The organism is Staphylococcus lugdunensis, assembly GCF_002901705.1.
Lineage (GTDB): Bacteria > Bacillota > Bacilli > Staphylococcales > Staphylococcaceae > Staphylococcus > Staphylococcus lugdunensis.
Genome location: NZ_PPPV01000012.1, coordinates 333,510 through 353,840 on the forward strand (window position 1 = coordinate 333,510; position 20,331 = coordinate 353,840).

A 20,331-nucleotide genomic window follows, 5' to 3' on the forward strand; every position below is an offset into this window, starting at 1 on the left:
CATAATAATAATGATGTGGAGCTGAGTCGTATGCATTATAAACAATTGATTCAGAAAAAAGAAAATTTTACTGGAAATATAAGAATTTTATTTGCAAATGAAGAAAAATATATTGCTGCAATTATTAATCTTTTAAAAACGACACACGCACATATTTATATATATGATATTGAGGATGCTTCCGAGTTAATACGTTCTTATGATTTAGATATTCAATTATTAAGACGTATTCACTTTAAATTAAATGATAATTTGCGAGATTTATTTTATTCTTGTAGCCAAGATTTGGAAAAAGATTCAACAAGCATTTTGGTTAAAGGCAATATATCTACAACCCGTTTTAAAAAGTTTTTAACACAAGCATTTGGCAATGCTTCTCAATCATTTAATCACATTGCTTGTTTTGATTTACCACAATATTATAAGACGTTAGTTTTAAGTGATGTCGTATATCAACGTTTTCCGGAATATAAAACAAAAATAAACACAATTTTTAATTTGAAACGTTTTGCGCAATCAATGGAGTATGATCATTTTAATATTGGCATTTTATCATCGGTTAACCAACCTTTTGTGAAAATCTCGTCTTCGATTGATGCCGCAAAATTAAAAGAGCACTTTGCTAAAATGAACGAACGCTTTATTACCGTAGATGGTCCAATCACTTTGGATAATGCTATTGACAAAAATATTGCTATTCAAAAAAATGAAATGTCTGAGGTAGCTGGTGAAGTTGATGCATTACTTGTTCCTGATATAGATGTTGGTAATGCCATTTATAAATCATTCACATTGATAGGTCATGCTCAAGTAGCGAGTATTCTACTTGGAGCAGCAATACCAATTTCCTATACATCAAGATCTGATCAATTACAAACAATTATCGATTCAATTCATTTAGCTATAAGTTTAAGTTAAACAAAAACATAAACTATACAGTACGCAAATAATTTTTGAGTTTTATAGCTTTAAGAGTAAATAAATATCAAAATAAAGAATAATTCTTCATTTTGTTAAATTACATGTTGTAAAATGATTTAGTGAAATTAATATATAACTATATTTAAAAGTCATTGAACTTCATAAATGCGTAGTTAAAAATGAAGTTGTAAAGACGGGAGTTTTATCAATGTCAAAAAACCAATATGATTTAGTCGTGTTAGGCGGTGGAACTGCAGGTTATGTTGCCGCAATTAGGGCATCACAACTTGGTAAAAAAGTAGCAATTGTTGAACGACAATTGCTTGGTGGTACTTGTCTGCATAAAGGATGCATACCAACCAAATCTTTATTGAAATCTGCCGAAGTTATACATACAGTTACACAAAGTAGTGAATATGGCATAAAAATTAATGATTTTTCCATTGATTTCAACAAAATTATGCAACGGAAGACGCAAATAGTTAATCAAATGTTCCAAGGTGTTCAGCATTTAATGAAACAAAATCATATTGATATTTTTAATGGAACTGGCCGAATTTTAGGGAGTTCAATATTCTCACCTCAAAGTGGAACGATTTCCGTAGAATATACTGATGGGCAATCAGAATTACTGACAAATCAATTTGTACTTATCGCAACTGGCTCTAGACCAACAGAATTACCATTTTTACCTTTTGATCATCACACTGTATTATCGAGTGATGATGTATTGAATCTAGATACATTACCTCACAGCATAGCCATTATTGGTGCTGGTGTCATTGGTTTAGAATTTGCTTCACTTATGATTGATTTAGGTGTTCATGTACATGTAATTGAATCATCATCTCGCGTACTGCCTACTGAGAGTGAGCGTATTTCTCAAGCCATTCAAAAAGCATTAGAACAACGTGGTGTACATTTTCATTTAAATGTAGAATTAACTAAAGATACAGTTAATATTACAACAGAAAAAATCGATTTTACATTGAAGGATAACCAAATAATTAATGTTGATAAAGTGTTAGTTGCAGTTGGTCGTAAACCTAACACTTTAGATATTGGGTTAAACAACACTAAGATCACTTGTAATGATGCAGGTTATATAAATATCAATAAATTTCAACAAACTGAAGAACAACATATATATGCAGCCGGAGATTGTATAGGTAAATTACAACTCGCACATGTTGGCTCGAAAGAAGGTATCGTTGCCGTAGAACATATGTTTGAACATAATCCTATTCCTATAGATTATCAATTAATGCCTAAATGTGTATATACATACCCAGAAATCGCTTCTATAGGAATGAATGATAATGATGCAACAGTACAAGATATTGAATTCGAACGCTATACATTACCACTTCGTGCAAATGGTAAAGCAATGATAGTGTCAGCGGACAATCAAGCTGGATTTATCGACGTTATAGTTCGTGCAGATGATAAGGAAATCATTGGTATACAAATGTTTGGAACACATGTTACCGAACTAATTAATGAGGCTGCATTATTACAATTTATGAATGGTTCTGCGTTAGAATTAGGATTAACAACACATGCACATCCATCCATGTCAGAAATATTGATGGAAGCAGGATTGAAAATAGAGAATAGAGCTATTCACGTTTAATTAGGAGGAAATACAATGAAAGATTATCAATCTGTCGGATTAACCGAAGATGATTTAAAAGCCATTTTCAAAGGAATGGATTTAGGAAGAAAAGTAGATGAGCGCTTATGGTTATTAAATCGAGCTGGTAAAATACCTTTTGTTGTCAGTGGTCAAGGGCAAGAAGCGACTCAAATTGGTATGGCTTACGCACTTAAAGAAGGAGATATTTCCTCACCTTATTATCGAGATTTAGCTTTTGTAACGTATATGGGTATGAGCCCTTATCAAATTATGTTAAATTCATTTGGTAAAAAAGATGATGTTAACTCTGGAGGGAAACAAATGCCTGCCCACTATGGCTATAAAGCAAAAGGTATGCTTTCCCAAAGTTCTCCTGTAGGGACTCAAATTCCACATACAGCTGGTGCAGCGCTAGCACTGAAGATGGATAAAAAAGAAAATATAGCTGTGGCAACTATCGGTGAAGGAAGTACTAATCAAGGTGACTTCCATGAAGGTCTAAACTTTGCTGGTGTGCATAAGTTGCCTTTAGTGTGTGTTATTATCAATAACAAATATGCAATTTCAGTGCCTGATTCATTACAATACGCTGCCGAAAAATTATCAGATAGGGCAATAGGCTATGGTATAAAAGGGATTACAGTTGATGGTAACGATCCAATTGCTGTTTATGCTGCCATGAAAGAAGCTAGAATACGTGCATTAAATGGTGATGGCCCAACGTTAATAGAAGCCGTTACAGCTCGAATGACACCGCATTCTTCTGACGATGACGATCAGTATCGCAGTAAAAGTATTAAAGAGGGATTAAAAGCAAATGACTGTAATGTCAAATTTAAATCTTACTTACTGGACACTGGCATTATTGATCAAACATGGTTAGATAAAATAGAAAATGAACATAAACATATCATCAATCAAGCAACTAAAGATGCCGAAGCTGCAGACTACCCTAATGTAGAAGAAGCTTACACACATGTATATGAAGAAGGGAGTAGTCAAAATGGCTAAATTATCTTATTTAGATGCTATTCTACAAGCTCAAGATATCGCTATGGAAAAGGATGAAAATGTCTTTATTCTTGGTGAAGATGTAGGTGTTAAGGGTGGTGTCTTCGGTGCAACAAAAGGCTTACAAGAAAAATATGGTGTTGAACGTGTAATTGATACACCTTTAGCCGAATCAAATATAGTAGGTACTGCGATTGGTGCTTCAGCTTTAGGTAAACGACCAATTGCTGAAATTCAATTTGCAGACTTTATTTTACCAGCTACAAATCAAATTATTAGTGAAGCAGCAAAAATGCGCTATCGATCCAATAATGATTGGAATTGTCCTATCACAATTCGCGCACCTTTTGGTGGAGGTGTTCATGGTGGTTTGTATCACTCGCAAAGCATCGAAAGTATTTTTGCTTCAACGCCTGGATTAACAGTTGTTATACCATCATCCCCTTATGATGCTAAAGGATTATTATTATCATCCATTGCATCTAATGACCCAGTATTATTCTTCGAACATAAAAAAGCTTATCGTTTTTTAAAAGAAGAAGTTCCTGAAGGCTATTATACCGTGCCACTTGGAAAAGCAGATGTAAAAAGAGAAGGACAAGATATAACTGTATTTACATACGGATTATGTGTTAATTATTGTCTGCAAGCAGCTGATATATTAGCAGCAGATGGCATTAGTGTTGAAGTTGTCGATTTAAGAACCATATATCCATTAGATAAGGAAACAATCATTCAACATGCAAAACAAAATGGCAAAATCTTGTTGGTCACAGAGGATAATTTAGAAGGAAGTGTTATGTCAGAGGTCGCAGCAATTATAGCTGAAAACTGTCTCTTTGATTTAGATGCACCTATCATGAGATTAGCTGGTCCAGATGTACCTTCAATGCCATTTTCACCTTCTTTAGAAAACGAAGTAATGATGAATCCTGAAAAAATTGAAGCGAAAATGCGTGAACTTGCGTCATTTTAAGGAGTGTATAAAAATGGATGTAAAAATGCCAAAGTTAGGTGAAAGTGTACATGAAGGTACAATAGAAACGTGGTTAGTCTCAGTTGGAGATTCAGTAGATGAATATGAGCCACTATGTGAAGTTATCACAGATAAAGTCACTGCTGAAGTCCCTTCAACAGTATCAGGTACAATTACTGAAATACTTGTTGATAAAGGTGAAACAGTTGCCGTTGATTCAATTATTTGTCGTATTGAAACACATGGAGAAACAAATAACCATATTGATGATAAATCTCAAAATAACGTAACTGAATCTGAGTCTGCAAAAAATGCCTTAAATTCTTATAAATCACAAGATACAGACGCAAAAAATAATAACGGTCGATTTTCACCTGTAGTATTCAAATTAGCTGCTGAACATCAAGTAGATTTAACACAAGTAATAGGTACAGGATTTGAGGGACGTGTAAACAAGAAAGATATTTTAAAATATATTCAACAACACAGCGATAACACAAGTCAAGAAAAGCAACAAACTAAAGCTACGACAGCAACTAGAAATACAACTTCTAAGACTGAGTCATTGCAACCATCAAGTATTCCTGTCAACGGTGTCAGAAAAGCCATCGCGCAAAATATGGTAACTAGTGTAACAGAAATACCACACGGTTGGATGATGGTTGAAATAGATGCTTCAAACTTAGTTCAAACAAGAAATCATTATAAAAATAACTTTAAAGAAAAAGAGGGTTATAACTTAACGTTCTTTGCATTCTTTGTAAAAGCCGTGGCAGACGCTTTAAAAGCAAATCCTATTCTTAATAGTAGTTGGGACGGTGAAGACATCATCATTCATAAAGGCATAAACATTTCTATAGCAGTAGCTGATGATGATAAGTTATATGTCCCAGTGATTAAACACGCGGATGAAAAATCAATTAAAGGTATTGCTAGAGAAATTAATGATTTAGCAAATAAAGCACGGACAAAAAAATTAACACAAGCTGACATGGAAGGCGGTACATTTACTGTAAATAACACAGGTACATTTGGTTCTGTTTCTTCTATGGGTATTATCAATCATCCTCAAGCAGCCATTTTACAAGTTGAATCAATCATTAAAAAACCTGTAGTTATTGATGATATGATAGCTGTTAGAAGCATGGTAAATTTATGTATTTCAATTGATCATAGAATACTTGATGGGGTACAAACAGGTAAGTTTATGTCACACGTTAAAAAACGCATTGAACAATATACGATAGAGACAACAAATATTTATTAATATTTTGCAGGCATGAAAACGTAGTCAACTTTGATTTTGTTTTCATGCTTTTTGTGTTATATCATTTCGAGTAAACAAGCTTATTGAAGATTGCCGTCAATATTAGTAGAATAAAGGAAAGTCTTTTTAAAATGAAAGGTGAATCGTATGGATTTAAATTTTGATTTATATATGAACGATGTAGTTAATCAAGCCCGCAGTGAAATTGAACAAGCTGGCTATCAACAACTAACAACTGCAGAAGAGGTTGATGAAGTATTACAACAACAAGGAACCACATTAGTGATGGTGAATTCTGTATGTGGTTGTGCAGGAGGCGTAGCTCGTCCAGCAGCTTCACACGCATTACACTATGATAGATTGCCTCAACGTCTTGTTACGGTATTTGCTGGTCAAGATAAGGAAGCAACACAAAAAGCAAGAGATTATTTTGAAGGCTATGCACCATCTAGTCCATCTTTTGCACTTATTAAAAACGGTAAAATCACTGAAATGATTGAACGTCATCAAATTGAAGGACATGATGTTATGGATGTCATCAATCAATTACAAGCGTTATTCGATAAGTACTGCGAAGAAAGATAATTGGTGCTTACACATGTTAAAGTTAAATCCTTATAAGATTGGATTTAGAACACTAAAAACAGCTGTAGGTATTACTCTCGGAGTCATTCTAGCAAAATGGCTAGGACTTGATAATTATGCTTCAAGTGCTATCCTTATTGTGTTGTGCATCAAACATACAAAAATGCATTCGGTTCAAGCGATAGTATCTCGATTTATATCCTGTATCTTAGTTTTATTTATTGGTTCTGCTATCTTCAGTTTATTAGGTCAAACACCAGTTATTCTAGGTTTAATCGTTATGTTATTTATTCCTGTTACCGTGATGTTAAAAGTACAAGAAGGTGTCGTTACCAGTTGCGTTATTTTACTTCATGTCTTTAATGCTAAAGCAATTAACCTTCATTTAATTTTCAATGAAATCCAGCTTTTATGTGTTGGTCTTGGTATTGCTTTTATTATGAATTTAATTATGCCAAGTTTAGATAAAGATTTAATGCGTTATAAAGCTAAAATTGAACAAGAATTTAAAGAAGTCTTTTTAAAATTTAGCCAATTATGTAAATCATCAAATGAGATTATTAAATTGAATTTCAAGCAATTACAGTTAGATATTAACAAAGGAAAGTCAATCGCATTTAGAGATGTAAAAAATCATTTTGTACGTAATGAAAATTCATACTATCACTATTTTGATATGCGACAAGAACAACTTGAGTTATTAAAACGTATACACGCACACCTTCAAAATGTTGAAATAAACGATCCAATAGCTAAAAGAGTCTCACATTTATTGTATGAAATTGGTGAAAATGTCAATAGCAACGACTATACAGTATTGCGCTTACATTCTTTATATGAAATCAGACTCACATTAAATGAATTGCCTTTACCAACCACACATAAAGCATTAAATTCACGTTCAAGTTTAATTCAGATTTTAAATGAATTAGAGGATTATTTACAAATAAAATCACAATTCGGCTCATTGCGCTTACATAGTGAATTATAATAAATACAGGCATGCTTGCATGACACAATGTCATTACAACATGCCTGTATTTTATTGCATAAATGGCACTAAACTTGTTAATAATAATGCTGCCACAACTGCAACCAACATGACGATAATAATAACTCTTAAAACTTTGTTATTCAATTGAAACGCTCCTTAACACTGTATGATAATGTTATAAAATTTATATATAAAATAACCTTATATGATTTACTTCAAAATGGCAATCATTATATTTTCTCTGTTAACTCAAGTCAGTTAAACTATAATCATAAGTTTTAAAAGAAGGAGTGGGCAAGGTGATTAACCAATCGCGATTAGTTGATACATTTTTAGAATTGGTACAAATCGACTCAGAAACGGGTCATGAATCAGTAATTCAACCCATATTAAAAACTAAATTAAAACAATTAGGGTTAAATGTAATTGAAGATCAAGCCAGTCAGCATGATGGTTTAGGTGCAAACAATTTAATTTGTACATTACCAAGTAATATTACGAATAGAGATGTTGATAAAATTTATTTTACGAGTCATATGGATACCGTCGTTCCTGGTGTAAATATTCAACCTGAAATTAAAGAAGACGGCTATATTTATTCTGATGGCACTACGGTTTTAGGGGCTGACGATAAAGCAGGATTAGCAGCTATTATAGAAATGATTCGGCACATCCAAGAACACAATATTTTACATGGACAAATTCAATTCATTATTACCGTAGGGGAAGAATCAGGATTATTAGGAGCTAAAGCACTTGATGACAGTCTTTTAGATGCTGATTATGGTTTTGCTGTAGATGCTAGTGTAGATGTTGGCACAACCGTAACTGGTGCACCTACTCAAATGCTTTTAGAGGCAATCATTAAAGGTAAAACAGCGCATGCAAGTACTCCTAATAAAGGTGTTAGTGCGATAAATATTGCTGCAAAAGCAATTAGTAAGATGAAATTAGGCCAAATTGATAATGTGACTACAGCTAATATTGGTAAATTTCATGGTGGCGCTGCTACAAATATTGTTGCTGACGAAGTTGTTTTAGAGGCAGAAGCAAGATCTCATTCCGATACAATGATCAAACAACAAATACATCATATGAAAGAAACGTTTGAATCTACAGCTAAAGCATTGGGTGGCGCTGCTGAAGTAAATGTAGTAAAAAGTTATCCTGGTTTTAAAATTCCCGACGACGCACTTGTCACTCAAATTGCTGTAAATAGTGCCCATGCATTAGGCTTATCTGGAGATACTGTAATTTCAGGTGGCGGTTCAGATGGAAGTATTATCAATATGTTAGGCATTCCTACTGTGATATTAGGCGTTGGTTATGAAGCCATCCACACTACATCAGAAAGAATTTCAGTGACTGCTTTATGTCAATTAACTGAGCAACTAATTAAAATCGTTGAAAATGTAGCTAAGTAAGTTTATGTAAGATGAAGTATACTCATAATATATGATACAATACTAATGAAAAACTGAACAAGAGAGGTAAGTAATATGACACAACAAATCGGTGTAGTAGGTTTGGCAGTAATGGGGAAAAACTTGGCGTGGAATATAGAATCACGCGGTTACAGTGTTTCTGTGTTTAACCGTTCTAGACAAAAAACGGATGAAATGGTAGAAGAATCAAAAGGAAAAAATATTCATCCAACTTATAGTTTAGAGGAGTTTGTTAAGTCCCTAGAAAAACCTCGTAAAATTTTACTCATGGTAAAAGCTGGTCCTGCTACAGATGCAACTATAGATAGTTTGTTACCTTTATTAGATGATGATGATATTCTTATTGACGGAGGAAATACAAATTACCAAGATACGATTCGTCGAAATAAAGCGTTAGCCCAAAGCGGCATTAATTTCATAGGCATGGGTGTATCTGGTGGAGAAGTAGGGGCTCTTACTGGTCCTTCTTTGATGCCTGGTGGACAAGAAGCAGCATACAATAAAGTAAGTGATATTTTAGATGCTATAGCTGCGAAAGCTAAAGACGGTGCTTCTTGTGTAGAATATATTGGTCCTAATGGTGCAGGCCATTACGTGAAAATGGTCCATAACGGTATTGAATATGCCGATATGCAATTAATCGCGGAAAGTTATGCTATGATGAAAGACCTATTAGGTATGTCACATGAAGAGATTTCGAAAACATTCAAAAATTGGAATGGTGGTGAATTAGAAAGCTATTTAATCGAAATCACTGGAGATATCTTTACAAAATTAGACGAAAGTCATGATGCTTTAGTAGAAAAAATTCTTGATACTGCTGGCCAAAAAGGAACTGGTAAATGGACATCGATTAACGCGTTAGAATTGGGTATTCCATTAACAATTATTACAGAATCAGTATTTGCTCGTTTTATTTCATCCATAAAAGAAGAACGTGTCAATGCTTCCAAATTATTAAATGGACCAAACGCTACATTTGACGGTGACAAAGATGAATTCTTAGAAAAAATTCGTAAAGCTTTATATATGAGTAAAATTTGTTCTTATGCTCAAGGTTTTGCTCAAATGCGCAAAGCAAGTGAAGAAAACGAATGGAATCTTAAATTGGGCGATTTAGCTATGATTTGGCGCGAAGGTTGTATCATCCGTGCACAATTCTTGCAAAAAATTAAAGATGCATATGATAATAATTCAGAATTACAAAATTTATTATTAGACCCTTACTTTAAAGGTATTGTAACTGAATATCAAGATGCATTAAGAGATGTAGTAGCTACAGGTGTTCGTAATGGCGTGCCTACACCAGGTTTCTCAGCTAGTATTAATTACTATGATAGTTATCGTTCAGAGAACTTACCTGCTAACTTAATCCAAGCTCAACGCGATTACTTTGGCGCTCATACTTATGAACGTAAAGACAAAGAAGGCGTATTCCATACACAATGGGTTGAAGAATAATATTTAAGAGTCTAGGATATTAGTATGTTATTGGCTATGAACTATTGACTGGATTGAAAATAAGCTTACACTAAGCTTTTGTCATTCCTAGTCAACCTTGCCGGAGCGGGACAGAATTCATTATGAATTCGTAGTCCCGCTCCCTTCTTATCATTCTGTGCAAACGTTTGCATAATTATTTTACTTTTACCTATTAAATGTTATAGAATTTCTATTGAAAGCGCTTACTATAAAAGAGGTGATTTTACGGTAACAATTAAAGACGTGGCAAGGTATGCAAATGTCTCACCATCAACTGTTTCAAGAGTCATTAAAGGTAACAAGAAAATTAGTTTAGCCACTATCCAAAAGGTACAAACAGCGATGGATGAATTAAATTACTTCCCTAATCAAGCTGCACGTACACTTATAACTAAAAAAACAAACACAATCGGTCTTATCTTCAAAAGTGAAACAAATCTATTGCGCCAAAATCCATTCTATAATGATGTGATTACTGGCATAAGTAACACATGTAATCAATTTAATTATGCTACCAATACAACAGTTTCAAATAATGAAGAAGATTTGTTAAAAGAGGTTCAATATTTTATAGATAGCAAAAAGGTGGATGGATTTATATTACTTTATTCCAAAGAAAATGATCCTATCTTTCAATTATTAGTTAATCTAGGTATACCGTTTGTTGTTATTGGTAAAAATTATAATAAAAATGATGTCATCCATATTGATAATGATAATATTGAAGCAGCATATAAACTAACTGATTGGTTAATCCTACAAGGCTTTCAAGATATTCTATTTTTGTCCGAAAAAGGTAATTATGCAGTTTCCGCAGATCGAACAATTGGCTATCAACAAGCAATGATCGATGCGAGTTTATATCCCAAAGTGCACAACATATCAAATCAGCGCCTAGATTTACAACAATTTGTCAAATACTTATTATGCTTACAGCAATTACCTCATGCTATTATCACTTCAGATGCAATGCTTAATCTACATCTTTTAAGCGTGTTATATGATAATCATGTGTTTATTCCAAAAGATATAGGCACTGCAACATTTAATTATTCATTTATAACCGAAAGTGCTTCACCCCCACAAACGTGTATCAATATAAATACAGAATGTTTAGGACAAACTGCTGCAACACAAATCATTAATCTATTAGCACAACAACAAGTATCTAATGTAGAAAATCAAAACATCTATATACCAACATCAATCATTCAACGTCAATCAACTCAAATAAATATAAAGGAGTAGGTACTATGTCAATTAAAAGAAATTGGTGGAAAGAAGCGGTCGCATATCAAGTGTATCCTAGAAGCTTTAATGACAGTAATAATGATGGTATCGGGGATTTACCCGGTCTCATTGCTAAGTTAGATTACTTAAAAGATTTAGGCATTGATGTCATTTGGTTAAGTCCAATGTATCAATCACCTAATGATGATAATGGGTATGATATAAGTGATTATCAAGCAATCATGGATGAATTTGGTACAATGTCTGACTTTGATCAACTGTTAAATGAAATTCATGCACGTGATATGAAATTGATTTTAGACTTAGTCGTTAATCATACTTCTGATGAGCATCCATGGTTTATAGAATCAAAATCAAGCAAGAATAACCCCAAACGCGATTGGTATATATGGCGAGATCCTAAAGAAGACGGTTCAGAGCCAAATAACTGGGAAAGTATCTTTAATGGATCTACTTGGGAATATGATACTCAAACACAACAATATTATTTCCATCTATTTAGTAAAAAACAACCCGATTTAAATTGGCATAATCCTGAAGTAAGAACAGCCATATTCGACATGATGAATTGGTGGTTTGATAAAGGAATTGATGGATTTCGAGTTGATGCAATTACTCATATTAAGAAAACATTTGAAGCAGGGGATTTACCAGTTCCAATTGGTAAATCCTATGCACCTGCCTTTGATGTTGATATGAATCAACCAGGTATACAAGCGTGGCTTCAGGAAATGAAAGATAAATCTTTGAGTCATTATGATATTATGACAGTGGGTGAAGCAAATGGTGTTAATCCAGATAATGCAGAAGAATGGGTAGGCGAGGACGAAGGAAAATTTAATATGATTTTTCAATTTGAACATCTCGGATTATGGTCAACAGGAGATCAAAAATTTAATGTCAACGCCTACAAAAATGTCTTAAATCATTGGCAAAAACGTCTCGAAGGCATAGGGTGGAATGCATTATTTATTGAAAATCATGACCAACCACGTAGAGTTTCAACATGGGGAGATGATGAAAAATATTGGTATGAGTCGGCGACAAGCCACGCTGTAGTTTATTTCTTACAACAAGGTACACCATTTATCTATCAAGGACAAGAAATAGGTATGACCAACTATCCATTTGAAAGCATAGAGACATTTAATGATATAGCTGTAAAAAATGAATATCAAATTGTGAAAAAGTCAGGTGGAGACGTTGAAAAACTACTAGACAAGTATAAAATGGAAAATCGTGATAACGCGCGTACACCAATGCAATGGGATGATAGTGTGAATGGTGGATTTACAGAAGGGCAACCATGGTTTCCAGTCAATCCTAACTATAAAACGATTAACGTTAAAGAGCAATTAAGTAATGAACATTCTGTATTGAATTTTTATAAAAAATTAATTAAATTAAAAAAATCTGATGACATTTATACTTATGGTCAATTTGATTTAGTAGATGCTGATAATTCTAAAATATTTGCATACACACGCACACTTGGAGATAAAACTGTTGTAGTAGCAGCTAATTTAACAAAAACTGAAGCAAAACTTAATTTACCATTTGATATTACGCATGCCAAGATTAAATTACACAATTATCCAAGTGAAGTAATTCTGGAAAGAGTCCAACCATATGAATGTTTTGTTGCAGAACTTTAGTTTGACCACTATAATATTGGCAGTAGTTGACTGGATTGAAAATACGCTAATACCAAGCTTTTTCAATCCTAGTCAACCTTGCCGGGGCGGGACTACGAATTCATTATGAATTCTGTACCGCAAAGGGTCTTGCAAAAATACATCTCATTTATACGTAATTTCACATCAACATACTTAAAAAAGCCAGTTCCTATATTATTTTCAATAGAAATTGCTTTTTTATTTGTCCAAGAACTTTATGTCCCAGACTTGTCGTTTGTCACATTATTCTATTTCATCTTCTGAATCTACATGATATGTTTCTTGTTGTATTGGTAACCAAAGTTGAATTTTAGTTGGCTGTTCAAAAGATATCTCATGTGGATATATCTCGACATAAAGGCTATCTCGTTCATAAGGCAATGTTAATTGCAAACTCGTTTCAATAAAATGCCATGCTTCATTTACAGCATAATCTATCTCACCGTGCAGATTAAACTTTGCATAATGACGACCAGGTAAGCGTCTACTTTCTAAATGCATCGGGTATCGATCACTTGGAACGCCGACAAATATTTCCAACCCGTTGTCTAAAGGACAACTAATGACAAATAATTCATAAGGGCTTATATTATTATACTTTAATAAATCTTTAATCTTACCATCAAGGTATAAATCTTCTAAAAAGTCTGGAACATTAAATGGATTGGATAGTTGGTTTGTATTAATATATCGTGCATGCCCAACCAGCGCAATATCGCTGGTTTCTTCTAATCTATAGGGAAATGGTTCACGCTCTGTTGTAGATAATTTTATGTATACTCTTTTTTGAATTTTAAGTTCATTTTTTTTAGTAGATGCTTGAATAGGTGAGAGACCATGAAAACGACTAAAATCATTTGCAAAATCATTTGCATTAGCATATTGATACTTTTTTGCAACATCAACAAGACGTGATGAATTTTGTATCATATCTTCTGCTGCAAGTGTCATTTTTCTTGCTTGAGCATAATTTGATGGAGATAAACCCACAATCATTTTAAATGATTGGTCGAGATGGTAAGGTGAAAGACCAACGTAATCACTTAATTCCTGCAAATTAAACGGCTCGGTAATGCGGTCTTCAATATAAACAATGGCCTGTTGTAGCTGCTTAATAACGTCCAAAACTTTCACTCCAATAAATTTCAATCATTACATTATATTTTACAATAATTTCACTAAATATACACCAATTACGGTCACATTAATTTAAAAATAAAAGAACAGCACTCGAATACATAAAACGATATGCTGCTCTTTATGTTTTTATTGAATATCGTCCCACCAGTGATTACCATCTCGGCTTAATAATAAATCGCTTTCAAGCGGACCATTAGTTCCAGATTCATAATTAGGAAATACAGGGTCATTTAATGTCCATTCTTCTTGAATGATATCGACAAATTTCCATGTTGATTTTAATTCTTCCCAATGCGTGAAGTTAGTCGCATCTCCTTTTAGACAATCAAAAAGTAAGTTTTCATACGCATCAACTGTGTTCATTTTATCTTGAGCACTCATTGCATAAGATAGTTGAACTGGTTCAGTTTCGATACCTTGGATGCTTTTTTTAGCGTTTAAATGCAGTGAAATACCTTCATTTGGTTGGATATTAATGACTAATAAGTTAGAATCTAACAGCTTATCTGATTCATAATATAAATTCATTGGAACTTCTTTAAACTCAACTACAACTTGAATTGTTTTTGACTTCATACGTTTGCCTGTTCGGATATAAAACGGTACACCAGCCCATCTAAAGTTATCTATCATTAATTTACCTGACACAAACGTTGGCGTGTTAGAATCATTTGCTACTCGATCCTCATCTCTATAAGCCTTAACTGGCTTATTATCAATATAACCTTCACCATATTGGCCACGTACAAAGTTTTGTTTAACTTCTTCTGGCTCTAATTTACGTAAAGATTTTAATACTTTTACCTTTTCGGCACGTATATCTTCGCTTTTTAAACTAATAGGTGCTTCCATGGCAAGTAAAGCCACCATTTGAAGCATATGGTTTTGCACCATATCTTTTAATGCACCACTTGATTCATAGTATCCTCCACGATCTTCAACACCTAATAATTCTGATGATGTTACTTGAATATTTGAAATATATTTATTATTCCATAAAGGCTCAAACATCGCGTTGGCAAATCTTAACACTTCAATGTTTTGCACCATATCTTTACCTAAATAATGATCAATTCTATATATTTCTTCTTCTTTGAACGATCTTCTAATTTGTTTGTTTAAAGATTCTGCAGATTTCAAATCACTGCCAAATGGTTTTTCTATAACTAGACGTTTGAAACCATGTGTATTAGTAAGACCAGATGTTTTTAAGAAATCTGAAATAATACCAAAGAATTGAGGTGCCATAGCTAAATAGAATAGGCGATTACCTTGTAATTGATATTGCTTATCTAATTCATTTGAAAAAGTTAACAACGATTGATAACTTGCCTCATCATTGACATCATGACGATGATAATAGACATGCGTCATAAATTCATCTAATAAGTCTGTATTGCCTACATGGTGTTGTATAGAAGATGCAACTTGTTGACGAAATTCATCATTTGTTAAATCTCGGCGACCAATTCCGATGATAGCAATATGTTCATCAAGATTATTCTGTTGAAATAAATGGAAAAGAGATGGGAAAAGCTTTCTGTGACTTAAATCACCAGTTGCTCCAAAAATTGTAATTAAACAAGGAATATGTTTGTTTTTTGTACTCAAGATCAAAACCTCAATTCTTTAGGGATATGATTTTCTTATTATAAAATAAAAGGGACAGGTATTCATATCTTTTTGCTTATATTATACTTTATTTCTTATTATAACAATTGTCATTACTTATGATAAAATATATTGAAGTAAAGGAGGCATATGCATGGAAGTAACGTTTTTTGGTACGAGCGCAGGCTTGCCTACAAAAGAAAGAAATACCCAAGCAATTGCTTTAAATTTGGAACCTTACTCTAATTCAATATGGCTATTTGATGTAGGCGAAGGAACACAACATCAAATTTTACATCATTCCATTAAACTCGGTAAAGTTGATCATATTTTTATAACGCATATGCACGGCGATCATATTTTTGGATTACCAGGTTTATTAACAAGTCGCTCATTTCAAGGAGGAGAAAGTAAACCTTTAACTTTGGTTGGTCCTCATGGAATCAAGGCATTTGTTGAAACAACTTTAAGCTTATCTGAATCTCACTTGAATTATCCAATTACTTTTATAGAAATCGACGATGGCTTTAGTTATCATCATAATGGGTTTAAGGTAACTGCAAAGGTTCTAAACCATGGCATTGTATCTTATGGTTACAGAGTTGAAGCGCCTACAACACCAGGTAAAATTAATGTCGAAGCTTTGAAAGCACTCGGACTTGAGCCAGGTCCTAAATACCAAGAAGTTAAGGATAACGATACATTTGAATTTAATAATATTATTTATAAATCCCAAGACTTTAAAGGATTAGCAAAACCAGGTCCAATCATAGCAATATTTGGAGATACTAAGCCATGTGCCAACGAGAAAATCATAGCACAGGGCGCTCAGTTAATGATTCATGAAGCTACATACATAGAAGGGGATAAAGCATTAGCAAATAACTATCATCATAGTCATATAGATGATGTATTTCAGCTTATTCATCAGGCACATGTTAAGCAAACATTAATCACTCATATGAGTAATCGCTATAATAAAGAGGATATTCATCACATTTATAATCATCTTTTGCAGCAAGACAATGTACCTAATTTCATATTTGTAAACGATTTCGACACTTTCAAAATTGAATAAAAATAAATAATATATAAAATAGAGTAGCACAGAAAATCAGTTTAACTTAAAGATTTCTATGCTACTCTATTTAATGTTTTAATTGTATTAGTTATCATTTTTAGATAATTCTATACTTCTTTTAACAGCCGCATTTAAACAGTCTTCAAATATACCCGATATATTATGCTCTGCAAGCGCATCTAACCCTGCTTGCGTAGTACCACCCTTGGATGTAATATTTTTTCTAAGTTGTTCCATACTTAAATCTGAACGTTCAATCATCTTACTCGTACCAATTATAAGATTACGGATTGATTCTTCTACTTGACGCTTCTCTAAACCAAGATTTGTCCCGGCTTTGACATATTGTTCAAATACATGGTAAAGGAAAGCTGGACCACTTCCAGTAATTGCTGTCACTTGATGTAAATGACTTTCGTCAACTTCTATTACAGAACCAAAGGCGTTTACCAAATCAATCACTTCTTGCTTAGCAGTTGGTCCAAAATTATTTGAAAAGCTAATACCTGTGACTGAATGACCCACTTGCGCATTTGTATTAGGCATGATACGCGCTACTGGCTGATTAACTTCAAGTTGCTGTTTAATATAATCAATAGGCAGTCCTGCCATGATTGATATAAAGCGATTATTATCTTGTATATATGGACGAATGCGTTTGGCAACAGTTTCAAAATCATGTGGTTTTGTTCCTAAAAAAACATAATCTGCACCTTTTAATAAAGCTGCATCATCATAACTATATTCAACACCTAAGCGAGTTGAAAATGTTTTAAGGCGCTCTTCATTAGATTTATTCGTAAGATAAATGTCATTTGATTCTAACTTATTTGCATTAATAATACCTGTGAAAATAGCTTGAGCCATATTACCTGCACCATAAAAAACAAGTTTCATTATTATATCAATTCCTTCCCCTTTTGATAGATACATAGTAACATAACTATAAAATATGGTCGAAATTGATACTAAAAGGAGAACAAAATGATAGGTAAACATTATGTTGTAACTGGAGGAACAAGTGGCTTAGGCTTAGAAATTGTAAAAGCATTGCTAAGTCATGGCGCAAAAGTGACCTTAATCATAAGAGACATAGAGAAGTATCAATCATTGTCGTTAAATAAATACAAAGGACATATTCAAACAATATGTTGTGATTTAGAACAACAAAATGACATTATAGCACTTACTTCTCAATGGTCAGAAACTATTGATGGCATTATTTATAGCTCAGGTTTAGGTTACTTTAAATCTATAGCCGCTCATTCAAATAAGGAAATGATAGAAACTTATGCAGTTAATTTACTTGGATTTCATTTGCTCTTTTATGGTTTAGCACCTTATTTAGTTAATGGGGCGTCAATCGTAGCTATTTCAAGCCAAGCTGCTTTTGTTACTCAAGCACATGCCGCACATTACAGTGCATCTAAAGCAGCTTTAAACGCTTCGTTAAACGCATTAAGAATAGAATCACCTGAATTACATGTTATGGTTGTTAATGCTGGTCCGATTCGAACGCCATTTCATAAAAAAGCAGACCCCACGATGACATATGCAACAAAGTATAGTCGTCTAATGATTGAACCTGAACAGTTAGCACACCGAGTTATTAAAGGCATAATTAGAAAAGAGCAAGAAATAAATCAACCGACATGGATGCATCAAATGCTCAAAATATATCAACTTGCTCCAAGAACATTTGAACGTATTTTTGCACCATTATTTAAAAATAAAATGTAATGAAATAATTTGTAGGCTAAACATTAAAGATATTAAAACTGATATTTCTATTGATAACATATGTTGCTTCATGTCATTATTCTTATTCATAAGGCACCTCATTCATTGCGTTTATTAACGAATATTAAATGATACAAAAGCGCCATACTTTTTTAAAAGCACTTCACCGAAAAATGACATGTAAATACATAATATTTATGACAAAACTCATGAGAAAACAGTGCCGGGGCAACAACAAAGAGAAATGCAAAAAGCATTTCACCAAGCAAAGCAAGTTGGGGTGGGGCGGATGAGACAGCGCCCTATGAAGACGAACCAATAAAATACAAAGTGTTGAATATAAAAGAAGCGCAAAAAGTCTGGGACATCATGATGTCTTAGCTTTATGAACTAATATTGGCAACAGTTGACTAGGATTGAAAAAAGCTTGATTTAAACATATTTTCAATCCTAGTCAACCTTATCAGGGCAGGACTACGAATTTATAATAAATTCTGTTCCGCTCTCTTTGCGCTAATATTTTATTTTTGATGTCCAAGCTGTTTTCCTAAGTTAAATGCTGCGTATATTCTATATTTTTTACACGATGACGCGCTGCTTTAACTTTGTCTAAACTAAGTTTAATTAAATAATTATGCACATTTTCTTCAAGTTGCTTCACTGAACTTGCACCAACAATAATAGATCCTAATGCATCATGTGACACTAAATAGTTAAATGATAACGCACTTAAATTATTATCAATTTCTTTAATAGAAGCAATTGTTTCACCTAAATCATGATGCGTATAGTCAAATATACCTTCATGAAATTTACTATCTAATACATCAATACTATTAGCAGTTAATAATCCTTTAAATACGGGGCCACGAGCGAGTAACTTAACTTGCTTTGCATGGATTTGTTCTAATAAGCGTTCTGGGCGATTATCTATCAGATTAAATTGCGACATAATTGTATCAATTTGACTATGCTTCAAGTAATAGTCAATAACATTTGGACGAATGGATGAAATACCGTATGAACGTATAATACCTTCTTGCTTCAATTCATCAAAGGCACTAATCGTTTCATCTAAAGGATCATCGATAGTCCCACCATGCAATTGATATAAATCAATATGTTCCATTTTTAGACGCTTCAGCGATTGTTTCACGCCCTCTTTAATATGTTTCTTAGAAGGATCCCAAGTTGTCTGACCATTATCTAATAGACGGTTACCTACTTTTGTACCAACGATGATATCACCACGATTATGGTATTTTTTAAGTGCTTTCCCTACAAGTTCTTCATTCATTCCATGGTCATACATATCAGCCGTATCAAAGTAAGTAATACCATGCTCGATAGCACAATCAATAATAGATTGAGCAGTTTTAAAATTTGTTCCTAAACTCATGCAACCTAAACCTAATTCAGAAATTTCTATGCCACTCTTTAAAATTTTTTTTTGCATGTCCTAGCTCCTTTCGATACACTTTAATTAACGCATTTATCTTATCAATATATCCATCT

The 20,331-nt window shown here is 33.3% G+C and carries 18 protein-coding genes; 13 read left to right on the forward strand and 5 right to left on the reverse strand.

What is annotated here, in order from left to right; genetic code table 11:
* The first annotated feature begins 30 nt into the window (after window positions 1-30).
* From CD041_RS02390 to CD041_RS02420, 7 genes are all read left to right on the forward strand, one after another.
* On the forward strand, window positions 31-918 hold the full coding sequence (locus CD041_RS02390; RefSeq protein WP_002459040.1) for a phosphate acyltransferase: 888 nt from the start codon (window positions 31-33) through the stop codon (window positions 916-918).
* A gap of 211 nt (window positions 919-1,129) precedes the next feature.
* Window positions 1,130-2,554, forward strand: a complete 1,425-nt coding sequence (gene lpdA / locus CD041_RS02395) for a dihydrolipoyl dehydrogenase (RefSeq protein WP_070648494.1) — start codon at window positions 1,130-1,132, stop codon at window positions 2,552-2,554.
* Between the two features lie 15 nt (window positions 2,555-2,569).
* A complete protein-coding gene (locus CD041_RS02400; protein ID WP_002459042.1) occupies window positions 2,570-3,568 on the forward strand; it encodes a thiamine pyrophosphate-dependent dehydrogenase E1 component subunit alpha in 999 nt (332 codons plus the stop codon).
* Window positions 3,561-4,544: an alpha-ketoacid dehydrogenase subunit beta gene (locus CD041_RS02405; protein ID WP_002478144.1), complete on the forward strand. Its 984-nt coding sequence runs from the start codon at window positions 3,561-3,563 to the stop codon at window positions 4,542-4,544. Before CD041_RS02400 ends, CD041_RS02405 begins: the two co-directional genes overlap by 8 nt.
* Before the next feature lie 13 nt (window positions 4,545-4,557).
* Window positions 4,558-5,811, forward strand: coding sequence for a dihydrolipoamide acetyltransferase family protein (locus CD041_RS02410; protein ID WP_080606569.1), 1,254 nt, complete (start codon window positions 4,558-4,560; stop codon window positions 5,809-5,811).
* 147 nt (window positions 5,812-5,958) lie between these two features.
* Window positions 5,959-6,396 (forward strand): bacilliredoxin BrxB, encoded by a 438-nt coding sequence (brxB, locus tag CD041_RS02415; RefSeq protein ID WP_070544812.1) that lies wholly within the window; start codon window positions 5,959-5,961, stop codon window positions 6,394-6,396.
* Window positions 6,397-6,409: 13 nt separating this feature from the next.
* A complete protein-coding gene (locus tag CD041_RS02420) occupies window positions 6,410-7,387 on the forward strand; it encodes an aromatic acid exporter family protein (RefSeq protein WP_080606570.1) in 978 nt (325 codons plus the stop codon).
* Between the two features lie 51 nt (window positions 7,388-7,438).
* On the opposite strand, the gene prli42 is transcribed toward CD041_RS02420, so the two are convergent.
* Entirely contained in the window at window positions 7,439-7,534 is a 96-nt protein-coding gene (prli42, locus tag CD041_RS12110; protein WP_014533303.1) for a stressosome-associated protein Prli42, read from the reverse strand.
* A gap of 155 nt (window positions 7,535-7,689) precedes the next feature.
* On the opposite strand from prli42, the gene CD041_RS02425 reads away from it, so the two are divergent.
* The 4 genes from CD041_RS02425 to CD041_RS02440 all read left to right on the forward strand — a co-directional run bounded on the left by CD041_RS02425 (window position 7,690) and on the right by CD041_RS02440 (window position 13,223).
* On the forward strand, window positions 7,690-8,814 hold the full coding sequence (locus CD041_RS02425) for a M20/M25/M40 family metallo-hydrolase (protein WP_002478148.1): 1,125 nt from the start codon (window positions 7,690-7,692) through the stop codon (window positions 8,812-8,814).
* 75 nt (window positions 8,815-8,889) lie between these two features.
* Window positions 8,890-10,296, forward strand: coding sequence for an NADP-dependent phosphogluconate dehydrogenase (gene gnd / locus CD041_RS02430; RefSeq protein ID WP_070648500.1), 1,407 nt, complete (start codon window positions 8,890-8,892; stop codon window positions 10,294-10,296).
* A 213-nt stretch (window positions 10,297-10,509) separates the two neighbouring features.
* On the forward strand, window positions 10,510-11,565 hold the full coding sequence (locus tag CD041_RS02435; protein WP_170121711.1) for a LacI family DNA-binding transcriptional regulator: 1,056 nt from the start codon (window positions 10,510-10,512) through the stop codon (window positions 11,563-11,565).
* Between the two features lie 11 nt (window positions 11,566-11,576).
* Complete coding sequence (locus tag CD041_RS02440) at window positions 11,577-13,223, forward strand: glycoside hydrolase family 13 protein (RefSeq protein ID WP_070648677.1); 1,647 nt, start codon at window positions 11,577-11,579, stop codon at window positions 13,221-13,223.
* Window positions 13,224-13,487: 264 nt separating this feature from the next.
* Here the strand turns inward: CD041_RS02440 and CD041_RS02445 are convergent, their stop codons facing one another.
* Together CD041_RS02445 and zwf are read right to left on the reverse strand one after the other, a co-directional pair.
* Window positions 13,488-14,369 (reverse strand): AraC family transcriptional regulator, encoded by an 882-nt coding sequence (locus CD041_RS02445; protein ID WP_012990838.1) that lies wholly within the window; start codon window positions 14,367-14,369, stop codon window positions 13,488-13,490.
* Between the two features lie 141 nt (window positions 14,370-14,510).
* Entirely contained in the window at window positions 14,511-15,995 is a 1,485-nt protein-coding gene (zwf, locus tag CD041_RS02450) for a glucose-6-phosphate dehydrogenase (RefSeq protein WP_002478153.1), read from the reverse strand.
* Between the two features lie 154 nt (window positions 15,996-16,149).
* On the opposite strand from zwf, the gene rnz reads away from it, so the two are divergent.
* Window positions 16,150-17,073: a ribonuclease Z gene (gene rnz, locus CD041_RS02455; protein ID WP_002478154.1), complete on the forward strand. Its 924-nt coding sequence runs from the start codon at window positions 16,150-16,152 to the stop codon at window positions 17,071-17,073.
* An 87-nt stretch (window positions 17,074-17,160) separates the two neighbouring features.
* Here the strand turns inward: rnz and proC are convergent, their stop codons facing one another.
* Window positions 17,161-17,973 (reverse strand): pyrroline-5-carboxylate reductase, encoded by an 813-nt coding sequence (proC, locus tag CD041_RS02460; protein ID WP_002478155.1) that lies wholly within the window; start codon window positions 17,971-17,973, stop codon window positions 17,161-17,163.
* A gap of 87 nt (window positions 17,974-18,060) precedes the next feature.
* Between proC and CD041_RS02465 the strand changes: the two genes are divergently transcribed.
* The gene (locus CD041_RS02465; protein WP_002478156.1) at window positions 18,061-18,816 is read left to right on the forward strand and encodes an SDR family NAD(P)-dependent oxidoreductase; all 756 of its coding nucleotides are present in this window, start codon (window positions 18,061-18,063) and stop codon (window positions 18,814-18,816) included.
* A 547-nt stretch (window positions 18,817-19,363) separates the two neighbouring features.
* On the opposite strand, the gene CD041_RS02470 is transcribed toward CD041_RS02465, so the two are convergent.
* The gene (locus tag CD041_RS02470) at window positions 19,364-20,272 is read right to left on the reverse strand and encodes an aldo/keto reductase (protein ID WP_080606572.1); all 909 of its coding nucleotides are present in this window, start codon (window positions 20,270-20,272) and stop codon (window positions 19,364-19,366) included.
* Window positions 20,273-20,331: the final 59 nt, after the last annotated feature.